We start from the raw sequence: 26,815 nt of genomic DNA, 5'->3' as shown, positions 1-26,815 counted from the left end.
TTCCAGACGGCAGCACCGACGACCCCCAGGAGAGTCGGGTTGCGCACTTCAGCCCCCGAAAGCTAAGCCTTTCGCCCGACGTATTCTCATGCCGCCGATAAGGCGCGGCGCCCGCAACCAACGCGGCCGACTCCGGGCGGTTGCCGAACTCTGAGTGACCCTGACGCCGGCGCGGCCAGAGAGACCGCCCTGCCCCTCCGGGCTCGGGCCTCTCGTGTGCCGAACAGCGAGACCGAAGCTGGCTGAGTTGGCCATGAGCCGACGCACGCAGACCCCACCGAAAGACGCGCAAGAAGACGTTTCCCCAGCTCACCGCACATCTGGCCGAGGCGGTTCGCGCACTGCCAACAATCGATTCGTGTTTGCCCAGGTCAGGGGCTGTGGGTGGACCATTCTTGGCAGAATAAGAACCGCATACCTGCAGCTCAGGGCCGAATCGTCACACTACCGGTCGTCCGGTACCGCACATCCTGACCGTTTCAGCGACCACCACTCGCCGATCATGACGACGAGCGCGGCGACCGCCTGCTGCCGGTTCTCCTCCGACAGAGGCGCCGTTTTTGGGCTCCCTCACCATCACCGGTGGCGTACAACGCTTCGTTCCCGGCATACCGGTGTCACGAGCAACCCGCCCAACCAGCGACAAGCCCGCTCGCCACCCGCGACCCGACAGCCCCGTGCCGACGGATATGCCCTCGACATAACGCACTGTCATGGCCGGGCTGCGGTCGTACCACCAGTAGATAAGTAGCCGAGTCCGCGTCTCAGCCTTGGTCGTGGCGCTCGAAGAAGATTTTGAACGATGACTGGCTATACCTGTGCTCGGGCCGTGGCGCCGAAGGAACCTACCCTTCCGGTGCTCGATCAAGGTACCGAAATCAGCAATGCGACCTGGCGGTAGCGCCGGCTGGCTGGACGTTCCAGCCGGCGCGCCCCCGTTGCGTACCGCGACCGAAAGGCGACCCAAAGACCCTCGCCGATCATGGTTACCGCAGTGGCGCGCGGCCCCTTCGCGCGCTCGACGATGAAGGAGGAGGACACATGCAGCGACGTACCGTCACCTTGGTCCGGGCCATGATCATCCCCGCCGTGATCGCGGCGGGTGGCCTGGCCCTGGCGACCGCCGCACAGGCCGGCCCGGCCCGGTCCGCCGACCACGCGGTCGCGGCCCGGATGCCGCTCATCGGCTCCGGGACCCACCCTGTGGAGGCGACCGAGGCTTCGTGGGGAGTCGGCAACGGCTGAATCGATGCGCCCGGCTCCCCTGCGGGGCCGGGTCATCCGGTAGTGGTGGTGCCGGGCGGCCATTCTGGATGCCACGCCCAAGGCCGCCCCGGCCACCCGGACCCCGGTCCGCCCGGATCCCACCCCCCACACCCCGGACGCTGCAGCCGTGCCGTGCCTGCGCGGACGCGGGAGACTGGGAGGGTGCGGCCGTAGCCGCTGACCCCCCGCTGAGGCGTGGCCCACGGTGATGGTGCGCTACCTGCAGCGCGGATCTGGCGGGCGCCGAGTCGGTGCTCGCGGGGACGGGTGTGGACGGTAGGGACCCTGAGTTTCCCCGCTTTGATGGAGCGGTTTTCCTGCTACCCGGACGGTGACAGGGGTAGCCAAGGCTGGCTCGGCTCGTTCCTTCTGGTGCTGATACCAGGCGGTCTCGTACTCGTCGGGGCTGCGGTAGCCGAGCTCTTTCTGGATGCGGTGGGTGTTGTACCAGCCGATGTAGGGGAACAGGGACCGGCGCGCCGGTCGTTGTAGATCGGCCTCTGATTGGATCGTTGGCGTGTCATGATCTCAAGACGTGACGATCGAGCAGCCCTGGTTCATAGGCAGTCGGACCGGCGTGGTCGAACGGCCGGAAATGGTTGACGAGGCAGTCGACCGGAACGACGAATTCGTGGGTGTCGCTCTCCTCGCTCTGGTGCTCAACCATCCCGAATCGGCAGTCGTGCTGCCGCGGATCAAGCGGGCGCTCGCGTCACCCAGCGCCAAACGAGGGCCAATGCGTTGCAGCCGCTGGGCCAATACGCCCGCCTGCACAGGTCGATCGATGGCGAGTTGGTGAAGCGGCTGCGTTGTGCCTTGAGCGACCGGACTCCACTACATCGCACCCAAATCCGTGGTTACGCATTTCACGCGGCGAGCGATGTCGGCATGTTCGTGCGACGGTGCGACCTTCCTCGGTGGTTGCGCCGACGGTATTCGGGGCCGCGTCGTCCGACGGACCGATAGCCTCGCACCGACCCCGTGCGTCGGCGCACTCATTTAGCCACATACAGCCAGGTGCTCGATCACGCGGGGTGCCATCTGGTGAGCCGCCATGCATCGCCGACGGTGTATGAATCCGGCTCGCCTGAGACGACCAGAACGATCGCAGAATCGATCGTCAGGCGCAGTGAGCCGTCTTGTGTCACGCTGGACGACGCTTGCTGAGCAGTCGTAGACCTCGGCCCAGCGTTTCGATGACCTCGGCCAGTTCGACGGCGTCGAACTCATTCTCAGAACCCTCGACATCAACGCGGTCTGCACCCAGTACAAAGAAGCTGGACGGATACGAGCCAGCCTCGCTTAGGCGGAACATGACTGCCTGCGGACCTAAACCCCGCCAGCGAAAAGCGTCCGGATCTGGCTCCCCTCTGTGTCAAGACACCGTCGAGAGCGAGGTTTTAGACTTGCTGTCGGCGGGTTCGGGAAGTGACTTCTCCGAAGAGCCGGCATGGGGATGCGAGCTGGTCACGCTGGAGTTTGCTGACGTTCCCTGTGTCCTCCCGAACCCGTCGCTGCCGTCGCTGTGACGTCGTTGATCAGCTGCCTGTAGACGACGTCGGACAGGCGTCGTTTCAGCGCCCGCATGGCCTCCATCGATGTCTTCCCGGATGCCTTCTTCCGGTCGAAGTAGGCACGGCCTTCGGTCGGGTTGCGGAGCTGGACGGTGGCCATGATGTGCAGGACCCGGTTGATTTGGCGGTTGCCTGCCCGGGAGAGCCGGTGACGAACCTGGTCGCCGGAGGACGCGTCGATTGGCGCGGTGCCGTTCCAGGACGCGAAATGCCCCCGGTCCGGGAAGCGGGTGACGTCGCCGACCTCGACCAGCAGCCGGGCGGCGCCGGAGGGGCCGATGCCGTGCAGGTCCATCAGTGTGGTGCCGGTCGAGGCGACCAGCTCCTTGAGTTCCTTGTCGGCCTGCTTGGAGCGTTGATAGACCCGTTCGAGGTCGGCGATCAGTTCCGCGGCGACCCGGCGGCGGGCCTTACCGGCCGTATCGCGGGGCCGGACCGTGGCCAGCAGCGCCTTGGCCTGGGCGGCGGACAGGCTCTTCTTGGCGCCGTCCGGGCTTGGCAGGAAGGCCATCGGCAACGCCAGCGAATAGCGCTGCAGCCGGACTTTCCGCTGACCGAGTGCTACGGAGCGTCACCGCGGGTGTCAGGGTCGCCGGCGTCCGGTCGTGTCGATGAGCGGACGCCGCCATGACCCTTGTCGCCGGTGTGGGCCTGGTCGGCGCGAAGCCGGGTACGGGTGCGTATCAGGATCCGGCCGAGCATGTTCCTGCCGACCCCGGACCGGCCACGTCCCCAGTAATGGTCGGTGTCGGTGTCTTCGACGATCTCCTCGTCACCGGTGCCCAGCAGGACCGCGCGGATGTCGGCATGGGCGGCGAACTTGGCCGCAACTGCCCGGCGCATCACGTCGTCCTTGACCCGGTCCCAGTCACGGCGCAGCGGCCGGGACCGATCGCGACCCAACTGCGCGGCGTGCAGGGGCGTGGCCGCCCGGCGGATCAGGTCGGCATGGCGGGTACCGGCGAACTTCTGCGCCTGGAAGTAGTGCTCCGACGTTGGCCACCATTGGCCGCCCAGGTCGAAGCCGTGCGGGGAGAAGTTCGAGAAGCAGCCATACGGAACCTCGTCGGCACCGTAAAAGTAGATCGTCACCAGGGCCTTGGAATAGAAGGGGTCAGGATCGGCACCGTGCCACGACCACCGGCAACGCCGCAACCGAGTTGCTGCTCAATATTCGGACATGCCGCCGACCGTGTGCGCGACTTGTTCAAACCGGCAGTCACGCTCGGTTACTAGCCTCCGGGGTCGGCCCGGAATGCTGAACTAGCCGATGAGAGCGTACACCATCGATCTACCGATAGTACGCTCCACGCATATTCAGAAGCGTGGAGAGATGGGTGTGGCATGCAGTTAGCCAGTATGCGTCAGGACCTCGGGTGGGGCCTGGTGTACATAACCGATTTCAGCCACGACGAGGATAATGGACTTCCTGATGCGTTCCCGGAGGATACCGAGGGAAAGCAGCCGGCCTTTGTGAGCAGCGAAACGGCTACTGTCATTCTGGTGCAGCACGGCAGCGACGGAGACGTTCAAGTGCGGCTCTGGGCCGGTGCCGACGAATGGGGAAAGCACGGATCCATCGAGCTTGGCGTGACGCGCATATCCATACCTTCGGGTCAGATCAGAGTGAGCGACGTCCTGCGAGAGAAGTTTTTCCAGGTTTGTGTTCCGTCGGGTCGCTATCGGGTTCAGATCAACGGAGACGCTCGGAATAACGCAGCAGAAATTGATCTAGTAATAGTGAAGGAGGGTTAGAGTCAACGGGAACGGTGCCAGCATCGTGATCGGCCGATAAGCGAACTGCACTCTTTTGCCGCTGGTAGGGCTGCCGCGATCGACCAGCGGTCACCGATCATGATCGGCGATGCTCGCCGTGGGCGCTCGGACATGCCGACGAGAGTACGTTTGGTAGCCGATCGCCCCTATCCGTTTGCGCCGTCTCGGGCGGCGTTAGTAGTGGTCTTCTATCGCCATCATGCCCCCGCAGTGGCTGGTGCCTGTCCGCGTCGAGAATGGTCGAGGCTGGTACGAACCGCTTAAATCAGCCAGCGAGCTGCCAGACACATTCCTTACCAGCCTGCGTGATGCGACCGGAGCTCCAGTGCTGGCCGCTGACGTCATCGACAGTTCTGCCGCATACGTGGACGCGATCGGTGTACGGACGCCGCTCTGGGCCACCTGGTTGAACATCGACAGCGCGGTCGGGTACACCGTGTTGGCGTCGTCGCCGTTCGACGAGGGCGGCAACTATCTGGGCGACGACTGGGTGGACCCGGAATACGAAGCTGAGGCGGCAGCGGCCAAGAAGCGCATGCTCGCCGAGACGCTGAGCGGCACCGCCGCCGCGACTGCCGCGGTGGCGTGGGCACGCGAGGGCGGCCTGAGCCCGGCACCAGTCGCCGAGGTTGAAACGGCACTGACCACGACCGAGGTCTTCGTCGGGGACCAGTTCTTCGAGGTGCTCAACCGGCTCGGCATCAACGCATAAGGCCGGCCGGCCGGCTCACTATCCCCGTCGTGGCTCCTGATCACTGCTGCGAAGGCGTTCGCTGACATTCCAGCGGACGCCCACTCCTGCCGCTGACCGGGCGAGCGCTGGTCTACCGGCTTCGAACCTTGCTTGACGGTCCGCGGTATGGTCCGTGGCTATGGGCGCGATCAAGCCATGGCACTTGCTCTTTTGTCTCATCGTTGTGCTGATGATCGTGGGAGTGGCGGTGGCTGTGATTAGCGCAGGACGGAAGAAGTAGCAGCTCCTGCGCCGGTTACCCGGGTCATGGACGGCCGAGCGTGGCGTCCTCTTCCGCCGGTCGTGCGCGGTGGGCCGGCGGGGGCGTCACGCTCCGTACGGCTCACTAGCGGACCGGAACACACTCGTAGCCGATGAGCGTGCACGTGATCGTGGTGACCCTCGGGTACTGACGGGTGGTCGATCGCAAGAGCGATCAATACACTGCCAGCCATGCAGGCGGGAGGCTCGATCGCACGAGCATCGAAGTGGCGTGCGGCATATAGATGGCTAGCTCAAGCCGCGCTGCTAGCGTTTTTGATGTCGCTATATGACCACTTCATTGAGGGAACAGCTTGGTCCAAGGCACTGCTCGGTGGCGTGGTTTTCGGTGTTTCCACTCAAGCGCTGCTTTTGCTGGTGGAAGCGGCGTACTGGTACCGCGCCCAAAGGTCGCGTCGATCTGAGGTGATGCTGCCTACACGCCGGGATACGGACTCAAATCGGCAAGATTCGACAGCATCCATTTGAATCCGCGGCCAAGGCGCTCATCACTCGGAAAGTTCCTGCCGGGATTCGGCGCACGGATCTGCCGCGATCCGGGCGCGCAGCGAGGTAGAAACACCGCGGTCGAGCACGAGTAGGACGGCCTGCCGGCCGGCTGAGCGGCGCGGTCAGCCGGGGTTCTCGATGTCCGCGACGAGCAGTAGCGAACGGAGCACCCGGCGGGCGATCTCGCGGTGTTGCCTCGCGCGCGCGTCGTTACGGAACGACACGCTCCGGCCGGTCGGCAGATGGGTGAATCGAACCGACGCTGTGGCTGGGTCCCGCGTGCACATCAGATCCACCCGGACATCCCCGTCCTGGATGGTGTCCGGATCGTCGTCCTCGACCAGCGGAGCCACGGTGACGGTGACCTCGGCCGCCCCAGCGCGATGGCGGCCTGCCTCGGGGCGCAGCAAGCCGTACGCGTACGGCGCGGCTACGACCAGCGTTCCTTCCAGCAGGCGCGATCCCGGCGGGACGTCGTCGGGCACCGCGACGACGAGGCCGTGCCGCTCGGCCCATTCGAGGTACTGCCGCAGCATGGTCACGACCAACGTTGCCGTGTCCTCGCCGGTTCCGGCGGCGCGAACGACGACCACGGCGCCCCGCAGGTCGAAGGGCCCGTCGAGGCGCATCGGGAGCCGCAGGTCCGCGACGGCGTCGCTCAGCGCGTCAGCCTCGGTCCGCAGGTCGGCGAGGACCGCGTCGTCGTGGGTGTCGACCGCCAGCGCGAGCAGCTGTCGCGCTTCGTCGAGCCGCTGACGCACCGTTTCGGCGCGGGCCAGCTCACGGGTGACGACGGCGAGGCGGACGCCGACCGCCCGCCCGTGCGCGGGATCTCTTCACAGGTCCGGCGCGGCCGCCGCGGTCTCCAGCTCGGCCCGGGTCTGGCGGAGCCGCTCGAGGCCGGGCGCGGTCGAGCGGACGACCGTGGCGAGGTCGCGCAGGTGGCGGGTCAGCTCGTTGGCGCTCACCCGCCAAGTCTACGGACCGGCACCCTGCAGCTCATGCTGGTTGTGGGCGATCTCGGCAGCCGAGACACCAAGATATGAACCCGGCCGTTGTCGTGTGTGGGTGCACTGATCTGCCGTAAGTCGATCGCTACGCAATGTAACGGCGAACCTCTGTGGGTGCACACGCTCGTAGCCAGCCACTCAGAGCGCTTCGAGTGTGATCACGAGATCCTGGGGCGCATCCAGGCCGTCCAACGCCCATGCCCAGCCGTGAAGGGCACCGGCCTCGGCGAAGAACTCGTCGAGCGTCTTGCCGAAGGACCATAGGTGTCCGAATCCAAGACCATCGGTCTCCGCACCCGCAGCCCAATAGAGCGTGCAGCTCAGTTGCCACATCGGCGCGTCCTCATCATCAGCCTCGACGAACTGCCGCGTGAGATCAGCCGAGAACTCAGGTCGACCACGGAAGTCGTGGGTTCCGAACTGGGCGAGGACTCCGTCACCGTCTTCCTCGGGCGGCGCTACCCCATCGACAGGGAGCGCGGCGAACCCGCGGAAGACATCGACGATCGTTCGCACGTCGGACGAGGTCATCGTGTCCGGGTCCACTCCCGCATCGGCAAGCATCGACACGAGAATGTCCCTAGCCGCGAGGATCAACATGAACGGATTGTCCCGCTTCCATCGCCCTCATTTGCCGCGATCCGCTCGAACGGAGCGTGGCGGCCCGGCCGAGCGCTTGGTATACGCATCAGCCTCGGTCCCACGGCTACGATCCATGGGTAACCGACAATTGCGAAGGCAACGGGGCTGACATGGCTGGCTACTCGGGCACGCCGCTGTACCGCAAGCTCGGCATCAAACCGGGTCACCGAGTCGCACTGCTGGACGCGCCAGTCGGCTTCGCGACCACTCTCGATGGCCTGCCCGGCGGGGTCGTCATCCTGCCCGGTCTGGCCGCCGACGCGCCGACCGACGTGATCGTGCTGTTCGTGACCGAACGCCACGAGTTGCAGACCCGCCTCGACGAGGTCAGACGCGGCATGGCCCAGGACGGCGGCTTCTGGGTCGCGTGGCCGAAGCGAGCGTCGAAGGTACCCACGGACGTCACCGAGGACGTCGTCCGTGAAGTCGCGCTGCCGACCGGGTTGGTCGACAACAAGGTATGTGCGATCGACGGGATCTGGTCGGGCCTGCGGCTGGTCATCCGCCGCGAAAACCGCATACCTGCCGACTAGCGATCCGGTCCCAGCGTGGCCGCATGAGGATCGTGCTGTTGCGTTGCTCCGCGGTCAGATGGACAAAAGTTCCCGATTGTGCTGACCGTCGTGAGTCGAACCTCGCGGCCATACGAAGTTCTCGCAATCGGTTTGCTCGGCACTACCGTTGGGCGAGCCACACAAACGACAGACCGAGACGCCGGCCGCCGCGGCAGGGCGAGGCTGTCGATGTCGCGGGCGGCGACCCGGTCGCCCTCATGCAGCACCGCCGACAGGGCGTGCATGTCGTCGAGCTGGGTGCGGTATCAGGTCGAGGCGGTGGCTCCGAATCACCGGGCGGTCACCGGCCGGACGCGCCAGATCGCGGGCGAACCGCAACGGCGGACCGGCGCCCACGGGAGGCCGACGGCAACGACGCCGCCGGCCGACCCGCCACAGACCTCAGCCGCGGCGCCACTTCTGGTTGAGGGTGCCGGCGCAGTCCCACAGCTGCAGCTTCGCGCCGTCGCCGTTCACCCAGTCCTTGACGTCCAGGCACTTGTTCGCCTGCGGGTTGACCAGGTCCCCGGCCGCGCTGAGCACCCACTGCTGGGCCGGGTTCCCGCTGCAGTTGGCGATCTGGATGATCGCGCCGTTGGCGGTCGATCCCCACGGCACGTCCAGGCACTTGTTGTTCCCGGTGCGCAGCGAGCCGTTGACGGCCTCCCACTTCTGCGCGCCGGTGCCGTTGCAGCCCCACGTCTGCACCTGGACGCCGTCGGAGAAGTTGCTGTTCGGCACGTCCACGCAGAGGTTGTTCCAGTTGCTGATGATCGCCGAGCCGCCACTGCCACCGCCGGTCGTGGTCAGCGACAGGCCGTACACCTGAAGGATCTCGTTCACCGGCTGGAACCACATGGTGCCGCCGGAGGTGCAGTTGCCGGTGCCGCCGGAGGTGACGCCCTGCGCCTGGTTGCCGGAGATCCACGATCCGCCGGAGTCGCCGGGTTCGGCGCAGGCGTTGCTGCGGCTCAGGCCGGAGACGGCGCCCTGCGCGTAGTTGATGGTCTCGTTCCGGCCGAGCAGGGTGCCGCAGCGCCAGCCGGTGGTCCGGCCGGAGCGGCAGATCGAGCTGCCGATGGCCGCGTCCTGCGACCCGGAGACGAGGACGTTGCCGCCGGAGTAGTTGTTCACCCACGGCTGGGAGACCCAGTTGCCGTTGGTGCGTACCCAGGCGTAGTCGTTGCCGGGGAACGATGAGCCGGCGAACGTACCCTGCGCCTGGTTGTTGTATCCGAGTGTCGGGCTGCCGGCGCCGCCGCAGTGTCCGGCGGTGACGAAGCCGCCGGCGACGGGGAAGCCCACCGAGCAGAGCGTGTTGCCGTTGATGACGTACTGGTCGCCGCCGCGGGTGTCGTACAGCGGTCGCGGCTGCTCGGCGGTGGTCCGGACGGTGACCGGGCCGGCCTTCGCGGCGGCGGCGAACTCGCGGGCCTGTGCCTCGGTGCCGGGCTTGGTGGTGATCACGACGCTGTTGGTTGCGGGGTCGACATACCAGCCGCGGATCGTGTCCGGGGCCCGCGCGCCGCGCTTGTCGAGCTTCGCGCGGGCGGCGTCGAGGTCGTTCTGGCCACGTTCGACGATGACCGGGTTCGCCCCCTCGGCCCGCACCTTTTCGGCGTCGGCCCGGCTGGTGACGGCGACGGTGAGGCGGCTGGCTCCGTCCGGGATCCAGGCGCCCGCGAAGTGCGCGCCGAGTTGTGTGCGCAAACGCTTCTCGATGACCGGGGCGGCCGCTTCGGTGGTGAGCCGTGCGGCGATCTGGTCCGCGTCGAGATGCAGGTCGCGCTGCATCGCGGCCAGCATTCCGGGCGCCAGGTCGAGATGGACCGGGGTTGGTGCGGGGCTCGCGAAGCTCGCGGGTGGGCTCATGCCGACCGCGGCGACGGTGGCGGCGCCGACTACCAGCGCGGTGAGAGGACGGGGCATCGAACGTCCTTCCGATGTGGGGGTGTGGAAGAGAGCGCTCTCGGAGGTTGATTCTCGGCAGCCCCCGGCCTTACTGTCAACAAACTTGAACAAATAGTTTCGTCTATGAATTCTTGGCGGTGACCTGCGCATGGGAATCTCGCGAAAGCTCGCTGCGTTGGCCGTGGCCGGTCTCCTCGCCCTGGTGGCCGAGCCGGTTTCCGCAGCACAGACCGCTCTGCGAGCCGCCGACCCGAGCGTGCTGCGGGTGGGCGGCACCTACGTCGCGGTGCAGTCGGTGGGCGGCGGCATCGCCGTGCGCCAAGCGGCCTCACCCGACGCACTGGCCGGCGTGGCCGCCCGCACGGTGTGGTCTGACACCGGCAACCTCGGCGAGGTCTGGGCGCCGGAGATCCACTACGACGGCGGTCGCTACTACATCTACTTCACCGCCGGTCGTGGCGCCGCCCACCGGATGTACGTGATCAGTTCGACCGCCGCCGCGTCCGGATACACCGGCGCGACCAGAATGGTCCTGCCCGACGACAAGTGGGCGATCGACGGCACCATGTTCGTCTTCAACGGGCAGCGGTGGTTCGTCTGGTCCGGCTGGGCCGGCGACACCAACGTCGAACAGAACCTCTACATCGCCCGGATGAGCAGCCCGACCGCGACCACCGGCGCGCGGTACGTGATCTCCCAGCCCCGGGAGAGCTGGGAGCGGGTGATCGGCAATCCGTTCATCAACGAGGGGCCCGAGGCGATCCGTGACCCGAACGGCCAGCTGCACGTCACGTACTCCGCCAACGGCAGCTGGAGCGAGCAGTACTGCATCGCCGACCTGCGCCTGCGCGCCGGCGGCGACCCCACGTACGTCTGGGACTGGTACAAGTCGAACGGCTGCCTGTTCGGCTCGAACCGGGCCACGATGATGGCCGGCTGGGATCCCACCCTGTCTGCCAACGGGCCTGGCCACCACACGTTCGTGCTGCTCAACGGCGACATCGCGACCAGCCCACCGGCCGGTCCGCGATTCCCGCTGATGTACCACGCGGTCCCCGAGGGAATGCCGTACAGCTGGGCGAACCGGTACTGGTACACCGGCACGTTCTGCTGGTGGGGCAACACCACGTACTCGCGGGCGAACGTGCCGGGACCGACCAGCAACACCGGCTACAGCATCAAATTCTTCGAATAACAGCGACAGTCAAAAGCTTCAAGATCATTTCCAAGGTACGACCGATGGAGCCCTGTGGCCAGGCTCGAGCCGAGTCACGTGACATTCCCGCGCGACGCCCGCGCGACCCCGGGCCGCTGCCGCGCGTCGCGGCCAGATTCCACCTTCCTGTCAGCGCACGTGCCGCGCGATGGCACGGGCGCAGTCCAGCGATTCGGCGTGCGTGGTGTCGACCTGCACGTCGTACACGACGCCCTTGTGCACTGTCTCTGCCTGGAGCGCGGCCATCCCGGGTGCTCGATCCCCTCGGGCGAACTCCCGTGCGGCGGCGGCCTCTGGCGCGCAGTGCACACCGACCCACAGCACTTCCAGGCCGTCGAGGTGGTCGCGGAGGCGCTCCTGCGAGGTCCGGCCGTCGAGGAAGACGTCATCGATGATGATCCGTGCGCCCGCACGGGCCATGGCGGCGACACCCGTCGTCCAGGCTGTCTCGATTGCTCGCCAGTCCTCCCCGAGGACTACTTCGCCATGTTGCCCAAAGAAGATACCGGAGCCGGACCCGAGGAGAGCGGGCGGCAGGCGATCGACCAGGTCGTCCACACCCATGTTGATCCACGGCTGGGGAAGGATCGCCTTGAGGCAGCGGACGATGCCGGACTTGCCCGAACTGGACCCGCCATTCACGACTATGACGTCAATGCTCACTCGACGAACTTCCCTTCAGAGACCGGCTCGGCGCGACGAAGCGGCTGGAGCACGGAGCAATGGTGCCGGACCGACAGGGGTGGTGGCACCCTTGATCACCGCGGCGCGGCTTCCTCAAGGTCCGCTCGAGACGCCTCGCACGCGAGCCGACCGCCGTTCGCGTCGAGCGCGAATCTTGAGGCCGTCGCCGTGCGTGACGCCACTTCGATTCGGTGGCGCGCCGACTCGTCGGCTTCGACGGTGGCGCCAGAGCCGATGAACATCCAGACCGATGAGATCCCGCCGATGCCCGAACTCAGTAACATCTGGAACCCGAACTCGGCTCCGGCACGAACTCCGGGAACCGGCCGGCGCGCGCGACGGCCGAACCGTTAAGCTCCGGCGATGCCCGGCCCCAACGATGCCCTCGAAACGATCCTCGAACGGGGTCGGCCCGCCGATGAGACTGACGCTCTCCTCGCCGCGCTGGTCGACGGTGGTGTCTATGTACCGATCAACGGGCAGGGTTCGGTGGTCTTTCTCCGCGTTGACGACACCGGCCCGGTGCTGCCCGGCTACACCAGCGAGGCTTCCTGCCAGCGGTTGCTGCGCGATGCTGCCGGTTCCGTGTTCTGCGACGCACTGCGACTGCTCGACATCGCCGAGCACACCGGCATCCAGACGCTGGCCGTGTTTGCCGTCCAGGAGTGGGCGAAGGTTCCGTTGCCTCTCGTGTCCAGGACGCTGCGGGTGCGAGGAATGCACACCCAGGGCGACCAGACGATGCGGCTGGCGTGGTCGACGCATCCCGTGGCGGTTGCACTGCGAAATGCGTTCGCGGCACGGATCCTGGCGCATCCGCAGGTGCAAACCGTCTGGATCGCGCAGGCGCGTTGGCTCGAATCCGGCCACGAACACCTGATGGTCTCCATGTCGGTCGACGACGGCGCGGGCCCTGCGGCGCACGTCCTGCTGGACACGGTACTGGCCGAAGACGTTCCGCTGGGTCCTGAGTCTCCGAAGCTCGGTTTGCAGGTGTTCGAGCCACACCAGGCAGATCAGGCGGCCCAGCTGGACAGCTTCGGATTGGACACCGTCCGGATCGATCGTTCCACAGGCCGAGTTCACATCTTCTCTCACGAATTCGACTGAGCGCTTCGGCAGCACAGCGGTGCACTCATGCAGCCACGCGGCCAGCAAGCCCGGCAACGATGCCGGACGGGTGCCCCGGACGCCACCAGGTCCGAAGCCTCATCGCAGTGATCATTCACGCAGGACGGGATGACTGCCTACCTCAGCCCAGGCACGGCGCCGTTCGACGCGGTCCTGTGCGATGTCGATGGTGTGATCCGCTATTACGACCATTCCGAGGTCGCTTGTCTCGAGCGTGCGGTTGGCCTGCGGGAGGGCGCCACGGCGGGCATCGCGTTCGCTCCAGAGAACGACCTGCCGCTGTTGTTGGGGCAGATCAGCAGAGAGCAATGGGTCGCATCGATCGCCGCTACGCTCGCAAAGCGGGTGCCTGAGTCGGAGGCGCACGCGCTGGCCGCCGCATTCGACGGCGCCGGGTTCCGGGCGGACGCGGCGGTAGTGGGCATGCTGCGCCAGGTTCGGGCGCATTGCCCAGTGGTGCTGGTGACCAATGCGACCGTGTGGTTGGACGAGGATCTGGCCCTGCTCGGCCTTACGGACCTCGCGGACCACGTCATCAACAGCTCGCTTGTCGGTGTGGCCAAGCCCGACCGCCGCATCTTCGAACTGGCCGCCGACCGGGTCGGCGCCGCCGCGGACAGGTGCCTGTTTGTCGACGACCTCCAGGAGAACGTAGACGCCGCCATCAGGCTCGGCATGCAGGGCATCGTGTATCGCGCGCCGGCTGACCTGCGCGTGGCGCTCTCACCGATCCTGTCCAATGGCGCGCTCACGCCACCCGAGTAGCCGAGGTCTCCTATTTCCGATCCCAGTCGGTCAGCGGGTAAGAGATTGCCGCGATCCGCATTGGCATCCCCACTTACCCGGTGACACAGCGTAAATCCCCGACTTCGAGGCGGCCGGCCGCCGATCCTGGAGTCGCAACAGACGATCGGAACCGGCGTAGCTCCTCCGCGCGCGGGGAACCGGCGTCAGTGCTGCGGTTCGCTGCGGACAAGGTGGAGTGGCACACGGACAGACTCCGTTGGCAGAGGACACCCCCTCCTGACCGGCGACAAGATCAGTTGCGGTCGTTGAGATCATCACGTGATGGAACGGGTGAGTAGCCGCGTGGTGTATCGCAATCCGTGGATGACTGTCAGAGAGGACGAGATCCTGCGGTCGGACGGCAGTCCCGGCATCTTCGGGGTGGTGGAGAAGCCGGACTTCGCGTTGGTCTTGCCACGCTGCGATGGCGGGTTCTGGATGGTGGAGCAGTTTCGCTATCCGGTGGGGCGGCGGGCGTGGGAGTTTCCGCAGGGCAGCTGGGGTCGGGGTGCTGCCGGCGACCAGGTTGCCCTCGCTCGGCGGGAGCTGGCCGAGGAGACCGGCCTGCGGGCGGGGTCGATGGCGCACCTGGGGCATCTGTTCGAGGCGTATGGCTTCTCGACGCAGGGATTTGATGTCTATCTCGCAACGGACCTCGAGGAAGGCGCGCCTGATCGGGAGGCCAGTGAACAGGACATGATCCACCGTGCTTTCAGTGACGCGGAGATCTTGGCAATGATTCGTTCGGGGCAGGTGGTGGACGCGCCGTCGTTGGCCGCGCTGACCCTCTATCGGTTGCAGTCGAATTAGCCGGCGAGCAGTTGTTGCGAACATCGTGATTGGTCTTCGCTGTCTCAGCCGCGGCATCGCATCGGACATCGAGTGGGTGGACGGCTGCCTTGCCTGAGAGCGGGCATGATCTCTGCCATGCCCTCGATCGTGTTCTTCCACGCGCCGAACGATGCCGCTGCCGGTCCGAACACGAGCCGCCCAACTCTGCCGGACAACGGCGAACTCTCCGTCGTCCTGCGTGAGCTGGAGTGTTTCCTTAACGATCGCTCCTATGACGACGTCAACTGCGACGAGCGTCATCTGGCCATCGTCTCAGAACTCGGTATCTACATCGACTACTACGTCGCCACGCTGACTGACACCCTGCGCGACGCGCTCGCCTCAGCTGATGAGGAGACACTCGAAGCCGCGCTGAGGCACTGGCCCATTGCAGGTGAACTCGCTCCGGTGGCTCGCGGCGCCGCATCGGCCGGTGAACGGCTCTACGTCCGCTGGTCCGCATACGCGCTTGGCTCTGTCGGTAGCGGGCTGCCTCGGGGACCGAACAGCATGATCAATCTCGGGCAAGGCGTTCGGTCACGAAGCGGGCAGGGTCCGTTCGCGGAGTAGGCCGAAGCTCGCTCGGCCGTTGAGCATCTTGATGCGGTTGACGTTGCCTTCGACCGCTCCGGAGCTGAAGGGCAGGCTCAGCCCGGCGGTGACCGCGGCGAGATCGGTGGTCAGGCCGCTGGCGAACCGGCTGATGCCGGGGGGCGTGGCCGGCCAACGCAAGGCCGATGCATCGACAGCCTTCTGTGGACAAGTTCATTGAAGTTTGTTTACAGGGATGCATTGAAGTTTTACGATCCGGTAACGCTCGCACACAACCGCGCACAAGCGAACACCGGAGGCCCCGTGGAACGTCGTACGCTGCTCGCCATCGCCGCCGCAGCCCCGTTTGCCGGCGCCACCGCGGCGCAAGCCGCTGCCGCCGCCCCGGGATACGTGACGAACCGGGCCCCGCTGAACCCCGACGCCTTTCTGCGGCTCCCGCCCGGCGCGACCCGGGCGGCCGGTTGGCTCGCGACCCAGCTGAACTACCAGCTCAACGGCATCAACGGCCGGATGACCGAGATCTCACACTTTCTGCAGTACGACAACACCGGCTGGATCCACCCGAACCTGGGCGGCTGGGAGGAACTGCCGTACTGGCTCAAGGGCTTCTCCAGCCTCGGCTTCGTGACCGGCGACTCCCGGGTGCAGACCGAGACCACCCGATGGGTCAACGGAGTCCTCGCCACCCAGGCCGGCGACGGCTTCTTCGGCCCGTCCGGCCTGCGCACCAGCCTCGGCGGCGGCCCGGACTTCTGGCCGCACATGCCGATGCTGCACGCGCTGCGGTCGTACGCCGAGTACACGAACGACAGTCGCGTCGTCCCGTTCTTCACCCGGTTCTTCCAGTTCGTCAACGCGCAGGGCCCGGGCGCCTTCAACCAGAGCTGGGGGAGCCTGCGCTGGGCGGACACGCTCGAGGTGGTGTTCTGGACCTACAACCGGACCGGCGACGCGTTCCTGCTCGATCTGGCCCGCAAGATCCACGCGAACTCGGCGAACTACGTCAACAACCTGCCGTCGCTGCACAACGTGAACCTGGCCCAGGGCTTCCGGGAGCCGGCCGTCTACTCGATCCTCAGCGGCGACGCGGCGCACCGGACCGCCAGCTACAACGACTACAACACGATCATGGGAACGTACGGGCAGTTCCCGGGAGGTGGGTTCGCCGGCGACGAGAACGCGCGCCCCGGCTTCGGCGACCCGCGACAGGGTTTCGAGACGTGCGGCATCGTCGAGTTCATGGCCAGCCACGAGATCCTGACCCGGATCACCGGCGACCCGATCTGGGCCGACCGCACCGAGGACCTGGCGTTCAACTCGCTGCCCGCGTCGCTCGACGCGCAGCAGCGTGGCATCCATTACATCACCAGCGCGAACAGCATCGCCCTGCTCGACTCCCCGGGACACGCCGGGCAGTTCCAGAACGGGTTCGCGATGCAGGGGTACATGCTCGGCATCGACAACTATCGGTGCTGTCCGCACAACTACGGGATGGGCTGGCCGTACTACGTCGAGGAGATGTGGGTGGCCACCCCGGACGGTGGGCTCGCCGCGACCCTGCACGGCCCGGCCACGGTCACGGCGAAGGTCGCGGACGGTACCACCGTGTCGATCAAGGCGGACACGGCCTATCCGTTCGGGGACACCATCACGTACACGGTGACCACACCGAAACCACTGGCCTTCCCGGTCTACCTGCGTGTTCCGGGGTGGTGCGCGGAGCCCGTGCTCACCGTGAACGGGAGCGCGGCCACGGTGGCGGCCGGTCCGTCGTACGCGAAAATCTCTCGGACCTGGGCGACCGGCGACCGGATCGTCCTTCGCCTGCCTATGCGGGCCCGGACCCGCACCTGGAACGCCAACCACAAATCGGTGTCGGTCGACTTCGGCGCGCTCACGTTCTCCCTCGCCATCACCGAGAACTGGACGCAGATCGGCGGTTCGGCGACCTGGCCGACCCGCGAGGTGCGGCCCGGCTCCGCCTGGAACTACGGGCTCGACGGCGCCACCCAGTTCTCGGTCACCACCGGGCTCGGCAACGTCAACGACCCGTTCACCCCGGCGAACGCGCCGATCAGGATGACCACCTCCGCGCGGAAGATTCCGAACTGGAAGGCCGACGCCGACACGATCGTCACCCCGCTGCAGGACAGCCCGACACCGTCGAGCGAACCCATCGAGCAGGTCACGCTGATCCCGATGGGCGCCGCCCGGCTGCGGATCACCTCCTTTCCGACGATCGGCGCGGGCACCCCGTGGCAGACGGCCGGGGTCGCCTTCCGGATCCAGAACCAGAACAGCGGCAAGGTGCTCGGCGTCGACGGCATGTCGACCGCGAACAGCGCCCGGGTGGTGCAGTTCGGCGACAACGGCACCGCCGACCACCTGTGGCGCCTCGTGGACGGCGGCGACGGCTGGGTGAAGATCCAGAACGTCAACAGCGGCAAACTGCTCGGCGTCGATCTGATGTCGACGGCCGATTCCGCACAGGTGGTCCAGTTCGAGGACAACGGCACCGCCGACCACCTCTGGCAGATCCTCGACAACGGCACCGGATACGTCCGGATCAAGAACAAGAACTCCGGCAAGGTCCTCGGGGTCGCCGGGATGTCGACCGCGGACTCCGCCAACGTCGTGCAATTCGCCGACAACGGCACGGCCGACCACAATTGGCGCCTGATCCCGGACGGCAAGGTGAAACTGGCGGCCACCCACTCGAACCAGGTGCTCGCGATCAACAACATGTCGACCGCGAACGGCGCCCAGTTGCAGCAGTACCCGCCGGTCGGCAGCGCGGACCACGTCTGGACGTTCCAGGACGCCGGCGGCGGCCATTTCAAAATCATCAGCGACATGGACGGCAAGTGCGTCGACATTTCCGGGCAGTCCACCGCTGACGGCGCCAAGGCCGTCCAATGGGATTACAACGGCACCACCAACCAGCAGTGGCGCCTCGCCTGGACCGGCCTGAACGTCTTCGCGATCGTCGCCCGGCACAGCGGAAAGGTCCTCGAGGTCCAGGGCCGCTCCACCGCGAACAGCGCCGACGTGGGCCAATGGTCCGACCTCGGCCTGACCAGCCAGCGCTGGCGCATCATCCCCGGATAAAGACCTACATCCGACCTTTAACCATTTCTTGGTACGCCTACGGAGCCCCGTGCATAGGCCACTTGCCAAGCCCTGTGACGAACTCGCGCGGCGCGCCGCCCACTCCCGATGGGCGGCGCGCCGCGGTCTCGAGGAAAACCGGAAAAGTGCTGCCCGGCACGGCCTGGCGATGAAATCGTCGAACCGGAGGAACGACATCATCGACGGTTTCCCGGGTGGTTCTCATGGCACCTCTGTTACCGGATCCATCGGCGGTACCCGAGGCGAGCGCGACCATGCCGGGGAGAACGGTGATGGACAACCGCGGTGGGCTGAGGCGGACGCTCGCGTTCGTTCTCGCTCTCGCCGCACTGCTCGGATTTGTCCACGCCGAGGCGAGTCCGCCGAAGATCTGGGTGGCGTTCGCGGTCTTCGTCAGCGTCGCGACGGTCTGGCTGCGGGGACAGTACGCCGACAGCCTCGACGGGCGGCAGTGGGTGATCCCGTACCGGGTCGGAGCGGTGATGATCGGCGCTGCCATCGTCCTGCTGGTGCTCACCTTCAAATCGCCGTGGAATCCGAACAACAGGGGACTCCTCGGCATCTGCGCGATAGTTCTGATCTATCTGGTCGGCGGATCCGCGCTCACCCAGGCCCGCCAGACCTGTACGGTCCGCGTGCTGGGCCGGGTCATCCGTCTCAAGCACTGTGGGATCCGCATGACCTTCGTGGGGCTGGTGCTGGGGACCGCCGGCGCGCTTGTCCTCTGGAAGGGACAGGTGGTCGGCATAAGGATCGGCGCCCTGATGCTCGGGCTCGGGGTGCTCGTGTTGATGCCGATCGGTTTGGCCCTCTGGTCCGAGCAGGCCATCCGCTGGCTGTGTGAGAAGGACAAGGCCACGCCCTGGCTGTGGGGCCTCGGCGGTGCCGGAGCGGCCGTCTTCATCCTGGCCACCGTCGCCGCGGCCCTGGCATCGCGCTCCCAGTGGCTGATACCCGTCCTGGTGGTCCTCGGGCTGTTCGTCGTTGCCCTGGTGTCGACGACCCAGGCCGATGTCGCCGCCGTGATGGCGGCTGTCGCCCTGATGGGCGTGACTACGCCCCAGGCGCTGGAACGCGATCTGCCGCGCCCGGACAGCACCAGCACAGATGTCCTGGTCGCCCTTGGTGACTCCTACATGTCGGGGGAGGGTGCGAAAGTTTACCTCCAGCGCACTGACGATGGGGTTAGCCGGCGGGAAAAGGCTGCGGCCGAGCGTGCGGGGCGGAGTGAGTGCCGCCGGTCGCCGACGGCCTGGCCGGCGCTGATCACGCAAGGCTCTACGACCTTCGACGGCTTGAAGTTCATGGCTTGCTCCGGAGACCGGGCGTCCGGTGTGATACACCAGGTTCAGGCCTACCATGACGAACACAATTCCTTCCGGCCCTCGATGGTCGTGCTGAGCCTGGGCGGCAATGACGCCGGGTTCGCGTCAATCGGTGAGATGTGCGTGGCGCCAGGTGAGTGCAGTTCGCAAGAGGCAATGTGGAAAGGCCCGATCGGTACGTTGCAGGATCGGCTCCGGGACGCCTACGACAAAGTAGACAACGAGTTCAAGAATACCCCGGTGGTGGTGGTGCCCTATCCCCAGCCGATCTACATGCCAGCGAAAGAGCGGCAGTGCGACCAGGTTGCACTTTCCTGGGATGAGCAGCAGTTCGTCCACCAGTTCATCGCCGACCTCAACGATAGGATCCGCCGTACTGCCCAGGAGTACGGATTCTACTACCTGGGTGGCATGCAGGAAGCGCTGTCCGTCGCACACCAGCAGCTGTGCGACAAGAATAACGACGGACAACCGGGCATCAACTTCATCGGCCTGCGCTCGGTTCACGGCGCCGCTGATCAGCGGTTCAACCCGGCGAAGTGGATGCATACCAGTCTGCATCCCAACGAGCGGGGCCACACCGCCATGCTGCGAGCCTTCCAGACCTGGCTTGGCCCCCACATCAAGGGCCCCTTCAACGACGTGGTGATGCCGGTCCGGGAGAAGCATGACCCGAAGCTGCAGGAGCAGATGACTCGGCTAGCGCAAGGAAGCCGGTCGGTCGCACCGCCGTGCACCGTGGATGAACCGGGTACGAGGCGGTGCAAGACAGCGGCTCGGGAGTGGGTCGCCCATCAGATCGGCCGCGTTTTGCTGCACCGTGGCCTGTGTCTGATGCTGGCCGCCGCGGCCGGTGGCGCCTGGTGCATGGCGGTCGCACTTTTCGCCTATCGGCGCCGGGTCTACGCCCACTGCGGTTAAATCGTCCGTTCGAGGGATTCAGCAGGCTTTATGAATCGGCTGGCGATCCTCGCTGCATAGCGTGTGAGCTGCTGGGATTACAGGCTGAACGGAGTCGAAGGTGTCCGGACCGATGACGCATCGCCGAGTGGTGGCGCTGGCGACAACCGCCCTGACCGGCTTGCTCGCGGTCGGCGTGCCGCAGTCTCCAGCCGCCGCGGCCGACTACTACGCGGGCACCAGTGGCAAGTCCGGCGAAGCCTTGAAGGACGCGCTGCACGACATCATCGCAACGCACGTGACCACGCTGAGCTACGAACAGGTCTGGAAGGCGCTTGGGGAGACCGATCGTGACCCGGCGAAGCCGCAGAACGTGATCACGCTGTATACCGGCGCCAGTATGCCATGGTCGCAGCACGGCAGCGCGACGACCCAGTGGAACCGGGAGCACGTCTGGGCCAAGTCGCACGGCGCCTTCGGCATCGCCCGCGGCGCCGGAACCGACCTGCACCACCTGCGGCCGGAGAAGGTGCCGATCAACTCCGAACGGAGCAACAAGGACTTCGACGACGGTGGCCCACTTGCCGAGACCGCTCCGGGCAACCACACGGACTCCGACTCGTGGGAGCCGGGGGACGCGGTGAAGGGCGACGTCGCCCGGATGATCTTCTATATGGCGGTGCGTTATGAGGGCGGTGACGGCGGCCCGGACCTCGAGGTCGACGATGCCACCAGTCGCGACAAGAAGCCGCGGATTGGCCGGTTGTCGGCGTTGCTGGAGTGGAACGCCGAGGACCCGCCGGACCACTTCGAGCGGAACCGCAACGAGGTCATCTTCAGCCGCTACCAGCACAACCGCAATCCGTTCATCGATCACCCAGAATGGGTTGACTCGATCTTCGAGACCGCCCGGCGGTGACTATGTCACCGCCGCTGGAGGCCGTCCGCGAGGCGTCGCGGTTCGGCGATCCGTGCCGAGCGCGTGTGAGCTGCTGATATCGGGGGGGTGAACGGAGTTGAAGGTGTACGGACCGACAGCGCGTCGCGTGCTGGCGATGACCACCTTTGACCGGCTTGCTCGCGGTCGGCGTCCCGCAGTCCCCGGCGGCCGCGGCCGACTACTACGCGGGCACCAGCGGCAAGTCCGGCGCCGCCCTCAAGAAAGCACTGCACGGCATCATCGCCACGCACGTCACCATGATGAACTACAGCCAGGTCTGGGCGGCACTCAAAGAAGCCGACCGTGACCCGGCGTACCCCGAGAACGTGATCACGCTGTATACCGGCGCCAGTATGCCCGGGGCGCAGCATGGCAGCGCGAGGACCCAGCGGAACCGAGCGTACGTCTGGGCCAAGTCGCACGGCGACTTCGACGACGGTGGCACCCCCTCCCCGGCCGCTCCAGGCAACCACACGGATGCTGACTCATGGGAGCCCCGGGACGCGGTGAAGGGCGACGTCGCTCGGACGATTTTCTACATGGCGGTGCGTTATGAGGGCGGTGACGGCGGCCCGGACCTCGAGGTCGACGATGCCACCAGTCGCGACAAGGGGCCGCGGATTGGCCGGTTGTCAGCCTTGCTGCGGTGGAACGCCGGGGATCCGCCGGACCACTTCGAGCGGAACCGCAACGAGGTCATCTTCAGCCGCTACCAGCACAACCGGAACCCGTTCATCGACCATCCGGAATGGGTCGACGCTATCTTCGGAACCGCCCAGTGGTGACGCCACCACCACCGTCAGGTCTTGGTGGGAGTGTCCTGGTGCCCTGGATCGACGTTGAACGCCCGACGATATGATGCGCCGGTGGCGGAAGCTGACGTTCAGAACTCATTAGCGCAGGTCAGCAAAGCAGCCGAGCTTTACGGCGTCACCGAGGAAGACGTTGAGCGGTGGCGCGCGAGCATCATTGACCGGCCGGCCTGGGCGCAGCGCGCCCACGTCTCCGGCATGCTCGCTCAGCGCCTCGTCATGACCGCCCTGGAGCACCGCGGTGAGTGCATCCGCGAGGAGTGCCGGACCTGCGCCGGCCTGCGGGAGATGCTGGTGATCGCGCTCGCCGGGGTGCGGACCGTGGTCGACGACCGGCTCAACGAGCTCTACCGCCGTCCGGCCCGGTGGCCGTGGCGCCGCCGCAGCCTTTAGGTCTCGCCAAGTCCCTCGTCCGAAGTGGACGGACGTTTTTCGTCTCGGTCAGATGCCTTTCCGGCCTTGCGGGGCATGGTGATCCCGGTATTTACTGGCGTCGCCCATATAGATCCATGACTTTCGCTTTGTCCCGCTCAGGGCCATCCTGCGCGGCCATTCGCCATGCCCGCGGCTCGTCGGCTGCGGCGCCTGGGCATCTCTCGTGGAAGAGGTGACACTGCCGCATGTCCATCGACAAATTCGGGTATCAGCAACAATTACGACGTGAGCTTCGTATCCGGGATCTGATCGCCTACGGTCTGGTCTTCATGGTCGTGATCGCGCCGTTCGGCATCTTCGGCAGCGTGTTCCAGGCCAGTGGTGGGATGATCGCGCTCGCCTATGTGGTCGGTGCCGCCGCCATGATCCTCACCGCTTCGTCCTACGGCGTGATGGTCGCGAAGTACCCGGTCGCCGGCTCCGTCTACGGCTACGCGGGCCGGGCCATCGGGCCGGCCGTCGGATTCCTCACCGGCTGGGCCATCCTGCTCGACTACGTCTGCATCCCGCTGCTGCTCTCGCTGGTCGCCGGCGCGAGCATGGCCTCGATCGTGCCGAGCGTGCCGATCTGGGCCTGGCTCATCATCTTCGTGCTCGCCAACACCGTGATGAACGTGTTCGGCATCAAGACCACCAAGCTGCTCAACTGGATCTTCCTCGCCGCCGAGCTGGTCGTACTGGTGATCTTCCTGGTGTACGGCCTGAAGGCGATCGCCGACGGCAAGGGCCACGGCTTCAGCCTCGACCCGTTCTACAACGGCACCAGCTTCACCTGGTCGCTCATCCTCGGCGGTGTCTCCGTCGGCATGCTCTCCTACCTGGGCTTCGACGCGCTGGGCCTGCTCGCCGAGGACGCCGCCGACGGCGCCCGCACGGTCCGTCGCGCGATGTACCTGTCACTGCTGGTCGTCGCGGCCCTCTTCGTCGCGCAGACCTGGGTCGCGGCGCTGCTCGTACCGGACCCGGCCGGCCTGATCGCCAACGGTGACCCGGACGGCACCGCCTTCTACGACGCGGCCGAGGTCGCCGGCGGGCCCTGGCTCGGCACCCTGACCGCCCTCGCCACCGCCCTGGCCTGGGGCGTTGCCAACAACATGGTCGCCCAGGTCGCCACCAGCCGCCTGCTGATGGCGATGTCCCGGGACAAGCAGTTGCCGGCGTTCCTGTCCCGGGTGTCGCTGAGCCGCTCGGTGCCGACCAACGCGATCCTGGCCACCGCCGCGATCTCGCTCGGCATCGGCCTGTGGATGGCGAACCGCGACGACGGCATCACCCTGATGAGCGCCATGGTCAACTTCGGCGCGATGATCGCGTTCATCGTGCTGCACGTCTGCGTGATCTGGGACTGGGCCAAGAACGGCCGGACCGGCGGTCTCGGCCGCAACGTGATCGTGCCGCTGCTGGGTGCCGGCATCCTGGTCGCGGTGATCTTCCACGCCCAGCTGCTCGCGCAGAAGGTCGGCCTGATCTGGCTCGGCCTCGGCGTGATCGTTCTGATCGTTCTGCTCTCCACCGGCCGTAAACCCGCACTGCCCGAGGTGCCGGCCGACGACGAGACCCCGAAGGTGGTGACCGAGAATGTCTGAGATCCTGGCCGACCCGGGAAACTACGGCTACACGTTCGGCGGCCGCGAGGCGGTCGCCCAGGTCAAGCCGGGCGCCCCGATCAAGCTGCGGACGCTGGACTGCTTCGGCGGCAAGGTCCGGACCGTCGACGACCTGCCCAGCCAGGTATGCGAGTTCCCGTACCTGAACCCGGTCACCGGCCCGCTGCACGTGGAGGGCGCCCAGCCGGGGGACACCCTGGCCGTGCACATCGTGTCGCTGACGCCCGCGTCGCCGTTCGGGATCTCCTCGACCTTCCCGCACTTCGGCGCGCTCACTTCGACCGGTTACACCCGTACCCTCCAGGCTCCGCTCGAGGAGCGGGTCTGGCTCTACGACCTCGACCTCGCCGCGGGAACCGTCCGCTACCAGGCCCGCAACAGCGACTACACGGTCGACCTGCCGCTGGCCCCGATGCTCGGCACCGTCGGTGTCGCCCCGGCCGCGAACGAGGTCCGCCAGACGATCGTCCCGGACGTGCACGGTGGCAACCTGGACACCCCGCTGCTCGGCCCGGGCGCGACGCTCTACCTCGGAGTCAACGTGCCCGGGGCGCTGCTCGCGCTCGGCGACGGGCACGCGCGGCAGGGCGACGGCGAGGTCTGCGGCGTGGCGGTCGAGGTCGCCATGGACGTCACCATCGTCGTCGACGTCATCCCCGGCGTGCCGACCGGCACGCCACGGCTGGAGACCGACACTCAGCTGGTGTCGCTGGGTGCCGCCCGGCCGCTGGAGGACGCGTTCCGGATCAGCCAGGAGGACCTGGTCCGGCACGTCGCCGGGCTGACCGGGCTGGACCTGCTCGACGCGTACCAACTGGTCTCGCAGACGACCAGTGCGCGCGCCGGCAACGTGGTCGACCCGCAGTACGTGATGAGCGCCGCCATCGACAAGCGGTACCTGCCCGGCGCGGTGGCGTACGGCGGCGTCCACGACCGGTTACGGGCCGGCTGATCGGCGATGCGACGTCCCGGACTCGACCCGATCCTCGTACGTGAGCAGCTCTTCCTCCTCGCCCACGACGAAACCCGGCAGATGCGACCGCGCCTGCATGTGCCCGCCCTCGCCGCGGGCCTGGCCGGCGCGACGGTGATGGATCTCCTCATCGCCCAGCGGGTGACGGTCGAGTCCGGCGCCGTCGTGCCGGACTGGTACCGGCGCGAGACGACCGGCGACCCGGTCACCGACGACGTCCTCGCCTTGATCATGCAGAAGGCGCCCGGCCCGGCGCTGCCGGCCCTGATCCGGGCCGCCGCCCCGGGACTGTACGAACGGACCACCGGAGCCCTGGTGCACCGGGGCGTGATCGTGGCGGGCCCGCCACGGCGCTGGCGCAAGCGGGAGTTCGAGATCGCGCAGGAGAGCGTCGTCGTCCGGGTCCGCGCCAAGATCGGTTACCGCGTCGAAGGCCGCGACGGGCCCTCGGCGGACGCCGACTGCCTGTGTGCCCTGCTCGCCGCGCTCGGCCTGCACGGCGCGCTGCTGCGCGGCACCCGCTCCGAGGTCGATCCACTGCTGCAACACGTCATCCGGGAACTGCCGCACCGGGCCCGGATCAACAACCACCCGATCGGCCAGGCCCCCGCGGTCGCGGACGCCGTCCGCACGGTCGTCCAGGACCTGGCGACGTCGGCGATGTGACCGCCGACCCCGCGTGGCCGATCAGCGATGCGCTCCGGCGACTTTGCGTGGCCGATCAGCGATGCTCGCCGGCGCGGAGCATCTCGACGGTCTTGGTGATCCGGTCGGCCCGGGTGGCGTCGCGCTTTGCCTCGCTGATCCAGCGGACGAACTCCTTGCGATGTGAGTACGCCAGCTTCTCGTACGCCGCCTTCGCCGCATCGTCGCCGGCGAGGGCGGCCGCGAGCTCCGGCGGCACCTCGACCGTACGTTCCTCGGTCTCCGCCGCGATCGTCACCTGGTAGGCGGCGCCGATCTCGACCCCGGCCCGCTCCCGCGCCGCCTTGGCCAGCCCGATCATGTTCTCGCCGCCCATCCGGGCCACCCGCAGCGGCAACGTCACGTCGCGCACGGTCACCCGCACCGGGAACGCCTTGCGCCCGCCTCCGACGGCGGCGGCCTGCTCGTCGGAGAGGACGAAGGCCCCGGCCGGGCCGCGTGCCTCCAGCGTCAGCGTGAGGTTCAGGATTTCGGCCACCCTGACACCGTAGCCAGTCCGGGGCCCGCCCGGAGGCCGGCCGGCGGCCCGGTTCGGGTCGGGGCCGCCGG

At 67.0% G+C, this 26,815-nt stretch carries 26 protein-coding genes and 1 pseudogene; 18 read left to right on the top strand and 9 right to left on the bottom strand.

The annotated features are described in order from the left end of the window. The first annotated feature begins 1,041 nt into the window (after window positions 1-1,041). A complete protein-coding gene (locus tag CHC09_RS43885; protein ID WP_089299203.1) occupies window positions 1,042-1,245 on the top strand; it encodes a hypothetical protein in 204 nt (67 codons plus the stop codon). A 556-nt stretch (window positions 1,246-1,801) separates the two neighbouring features. Next, complete coding sequence (locus CHC09_RS48255; RefSeq protein WP_239138922.1) at window positions 1,802-2,065, top strand: hypothetical protein; 264 nt, start codon at window positions 1,802-1,804, stop codon at window positions 2,063-2,065. A 668-nt stretch (window positions 2,066-2,733) separates the two neighbouring features. Here the strand turns inward: CHC09_RS48255 and CHC09_RS43875 are convergent. Further along, a complete protein-coding gene (locus CHC09_RS43875; RefSeq protein ID WP_203833457.1) occupies window positions 2,734-3,351 on the bottom strand; it encodes a transposase in 618 nt (205 codons plus the stop codon). A 50-nt stretch (window positions 3,352-3,401) separates the two neighbouring features. Then, window positions 3,402-3,932: a riboflavin biosynthesis intermediates N-glycosidase gene (locus tag CHC09_RS43870; protein ID WP_089299202.1), complete on the bottom strand. Its 531-nt coding sequence runs from the start codon at window positions 3,930-3,932 to the stop codon at window positions 3,402-3,404. A gap of 267 nt (window positions 3,933-4,199) precedes the next feature. On the opposite strand from CHC09_RS43870, the gene CHC09_RS45995 reads away from it, so the two are divergent. Then, window positions 4,200-4,595, top strand: a complete 396-nt coding sequence (locus CHC09_RS45995; RefSeq protein WP_179277557.1) for a hypothetical protein — start codon at window positions 4,200-4,202, stop codon at window positions 4,593-4,595. A 346-nt stretch (window positions 4,596-4,941) separates the two neighbouring features. After that, complete coding sequence (locus CHC09_RS43865; protein WP_089299201.1) at window positions 4,942-5,328, top strand: hypothetical protein; 387 nt, start codon at window positions 4,942-4,944, stop codon at window positions 5,326-5,328. Between the two features lie 914 nt (window positions 5,329-6,242). Here CHC09_RS43865 and CHC09_RS43860 read toward each other — a convergent pair. From CHC09_RS43860 to CHC09_RS43855, 3 genes and pseudogenes are all read right to left on the bottom strand, one after another. Continuing rightward, window positions 6,243-6,908: pseudogene (locus CHC09_RS43860) on the bottom strand (PCRF domain-containing protein); the annotation flags it as partial. A 48-nt stretch (window positions 6,909-6,956) separates the two neighbouring features. Then, a complete protein-coding gene (locus CHC09_RS48660; RefSeq protein ID WP_275407990.1) occupies window positions 6,957-7,088 on the bottom strand; it encodes a hypothetical protein in 132 nt (43 codons plus the stop codon). A 180-nt stretch (window positions 7,089-7,268) separates the two neighbouring features. Further along, complete coding sequence (locus CHC09_RS43855; RefSeq protein WP_089299199.1) at window positions 7,269-7,730, bottom strand: hypothetical protein; 462 nt, start codon at window positions 7,728-7,730, stop codon at window positions 7,269-7,271. A gap of 152 nt (window positions 7,731-7,882) precedes the next feature. Here CHC09_RS43855 and CHC09_RS43850 point away from each other — a divergent pair, with 152 nt between their 5' ends. Beyond that, the gene (locus CHC09_RS43850) at window positions 7,883-8,305 is read left to right on the top strand and encodes a DUF3052 family protein (protein WP_089299198.1); all 423 of its coding nucleotides are present in this window, start codon (window positions 7,883-7,885) and stop codon (window positions 8,303-8,305) included. A gap of 423 nt (window positions 8,306-8,728) precedes the next feature. Here the strand turns inward: CHC09_RS43850 and CHC09_RS43845 are convergent, their stop codons facing one another. After that, the gene (locus tag CHC09_RS43845) at window positions 8,729-10,255 is read right to left on the bottom strand and encodes a ricin-type beta-trefoil lectin domain protein (RefSeq protein ID WP_239138921.1); all 1,527 of its coding nucleotides are present in this window, start codon (window positions 10,253-10,255) and stop codon (window positions 8,729-8,731) included. A 130-nt stretch (window positions 10,256-10,385) separates the two neighbouring features. On the opposite strand from CHC09_RS43845, the gene CHC09_RS43840 reads away from it, so the two are divergent. Then, window positions 10,386-11,432 carry a glycoside hydrolase family 43 protein gene (locus tag CHC09_RS43840; protein ID WP_089299197.1) on the top strand — a complete coding sequence of 349 codons (1,047 nt, stop codon included), beginning with the start codon at window positions 10,386-10,388 and terminating at the stop codon, window positions 11,430-11,432. Between the two features lie 150 nt (window positions 11,433-11,582). On the opposite strand, the gene cpt is transcribed toward CHC09_RS43840, so the two are convergent. Next, window positions 11,583-12,116, bottom strand: a complete 534-nt coding sequence (gene cpt / locus CHC09_RS43835; protein ID WP_089299196.1) for a chloramphenicol phosphotransferase CPT — start codon at window positions 12,114-12,116, stop codon at window positions 11,583-11,585. A 384-nt stretch (window positions 12,117-12,500) separates the two neighbouring features. On the opposite strand from cpt, the gene CHC09_RS43825 reads away from it, so the two are divergent. The 4 genes from CHC09_RS43825 to CHC09_RS43810 all read left to right on the top strand — a co-directional run bounded on the left by CHC09_RS43825 (window position 12,501) and on the right by CHC09_RS43810 (window position 15,455). After that, complete coding sequence (locus CHC09_RS43825; protein WP_089299194.1) at window positions 12,501-13,247, top strand: hypothetical protein; 747 nt, start codon at window positions 12,501-12,503, stop codon at window positions 13,245-13,247. A gap of 129 nt (window positions 13,248-13,376) precedes the next feature. Further along, complete coding sequence (locus tag CHC09_RS43820) at window positions 13,377-14,033, top strand: HAD family hydrolase (protein WP_089299193.1); 657 nt, start codon at window positions 13,377-13,379, stop codon at window positions 14,031-14,033. Between the two features lie 303 nt (window positions 14,034-14,336). Then, a complete protein-coding gene (locus CHC09_RS43815) occupies window positions 14,337-14,864 on the top strand; it encodes an NUDIX domain-containing protein (protein WP_089299207.1) in 528 nt (175 codons plus the stop codon). A gap of 117 nt (window positions 14,865-14,981) precedes the next feature. Next, complete coding sequence (locus CHC09_RS43810; protein ID WP_089299192.1) at window positions 14,982-15,455, top strand: hypothetical protein; 474 nt, start codon at window positions 14,982-14,984, stop codon at window positions 15,453-15,455. Here the strand turns inward: CHC09_RS43810 and CHC09_RS43805 are convergent. Continuing rightward, a complete protein-coding gene (locus CHC09_RS43805; protein ID WP_089299191.1) occupies window positions 15,423-15,617 on the bottom strand; it encodes a hypothetical protein in 195 nt (64 codons plus the stop codon). The two genes, CHC09_RS43810 and CHC09_RS43805, sit on opposite strands and share 33 nt — an antisense overlap. A 123-nt stretch (window positions 15,618-15,740) precedes the next feature. Here CHC09_RS43805 and CHC09_RS43800 point away from each other — a divergent pair, with 123 nt between their 5' ends. From CHC09_RS43800 to CHC09_RS43765, 8 genes are all read left to right on the top strand, one after another. Beyond that, a complete protein-coding gene (locus tag CHC09_RS43800; RefSeq protein ID WP_089299190.1) occupies window positions 15,741-18,548 on the top strand; it encodes an RICIN domain-containing protein in 2,808 nt (935 codons plus the stop codon). 293 nt (window positions 18,549-18,841) lie between these two features. After that, window positions 18,842-20,815, top strand: coding sequence for a GDSL-type esterase/lipase family protein (locus CHC09_RS43795; protein WP_179277555.1), 1,974 nt, complete (start codon window positions 18,842-18,844; stop codon window positions 20,813-20,815). A 112-nt stretch (window positions 20,816-20,927) separates the two neighbouring features. Further along, window positions 20,928-21,713, top strand: a complete 786-nt coding sequence (locus CHC09_RS43790) for an endonuclease I family protein (RefSeq protein ID WP_089299188.1) — start codon at window positions 20,928-20,930, stop codon at window positions 21,711-21,713. Window positions 21,714-21,859: 146 nt separating this feature from the next. Further along, window positions 21,860-22,519: an endonuclease gene (locus CHC09_RS43785; RefSeq protein WP_239138920.1), complete on the top strand. Its 660-nt coding sequence runs from the start codon at window positions 21,860-21,862 to the stop codon at window positions 22,517-22,519. An 81-nt stretch (window positions 22,520-22,600) separates the two neighbouring features. Continuing rightward, window positions 22,601-22,939, top strand: coding sequence for a hypothetical protein (locus CHC09_RS43780; RefSeq protein WP_089299187.1), 339 nt, complete (start codon window positions 22,601-22,603; stop codon window positions 22,937-22,939). Between the two features lie 227 nt (window positions 22,940-23,166). Further along, window positions 23,167-24,567 carry an APC family permease gene (locus CHC09_RS43775; protein WP_089299186.1) on the top strand — a complete coding sequence of 467 codons (1,401 nt, stop codon included), beginning with the start codon at window positions 23,167-23,169 and terminating at the stop codon, window positions 24,565-24,567. Beyond that, entirely contained in the window at window positions 24,560-25,540 is a 981-nt protein-coding gene (locus CHC09_RS43770) for an acetamidase/formamidase family protein (protein ID WP_089299185.1), read from the top strand. Before CHC09_RS43775 ends, CHC09_RS43770 begins: the two co-directional genes overlap by 8 nt. 6 nt (window positions 25,541-25,546) lie before the next feature. Beyond that, entirely contained in the window at window positions 25,547-26,227 is a 681-nt protein-coding gene (locus CHC09_RS43765; protein ID WP_089299184.1) for a GPP34 family phosphoprotein, read from the top strand. Window positions 26,228-26,282: 55 nt separating this feature from the next. On the opposite strand, the gene CHC09_RS43760 is transcribed toward CHC09_RS43765, so the two are convergent. After that, the gene (locus CHC09_RS43760; protein WP_089299183.1) at window positions 26,283-26,744 is read right to left on the bottom strand and encodes a YdeI/OmpD-associated family protein; all 462 of its coding nucleotides are present in this window, start codon (window positions 26,742-26,744) and stop codon (window positions 26,283-26,285) included. Between the last annotated feature and the right edge of the window lie 71 nt (window positions 26,745-26,815).

Origin of the sequence: Actinoplanes regularis (genome assembly GCF_900188005.1) — a bacterium.
Taxonomy (GTDB): domain Bacteria; phylum Actinomycetota; class Actinomycetes; order Mycobacteriales; family Micromonosporaceae; genus Actinoplanes; species Actinoplanes regularis.
The sequence above is the reverse complement of the archived record's forward strand: the minus strand, read 5'-3'. Positions and strand labels throughout refer to the sequence as shown.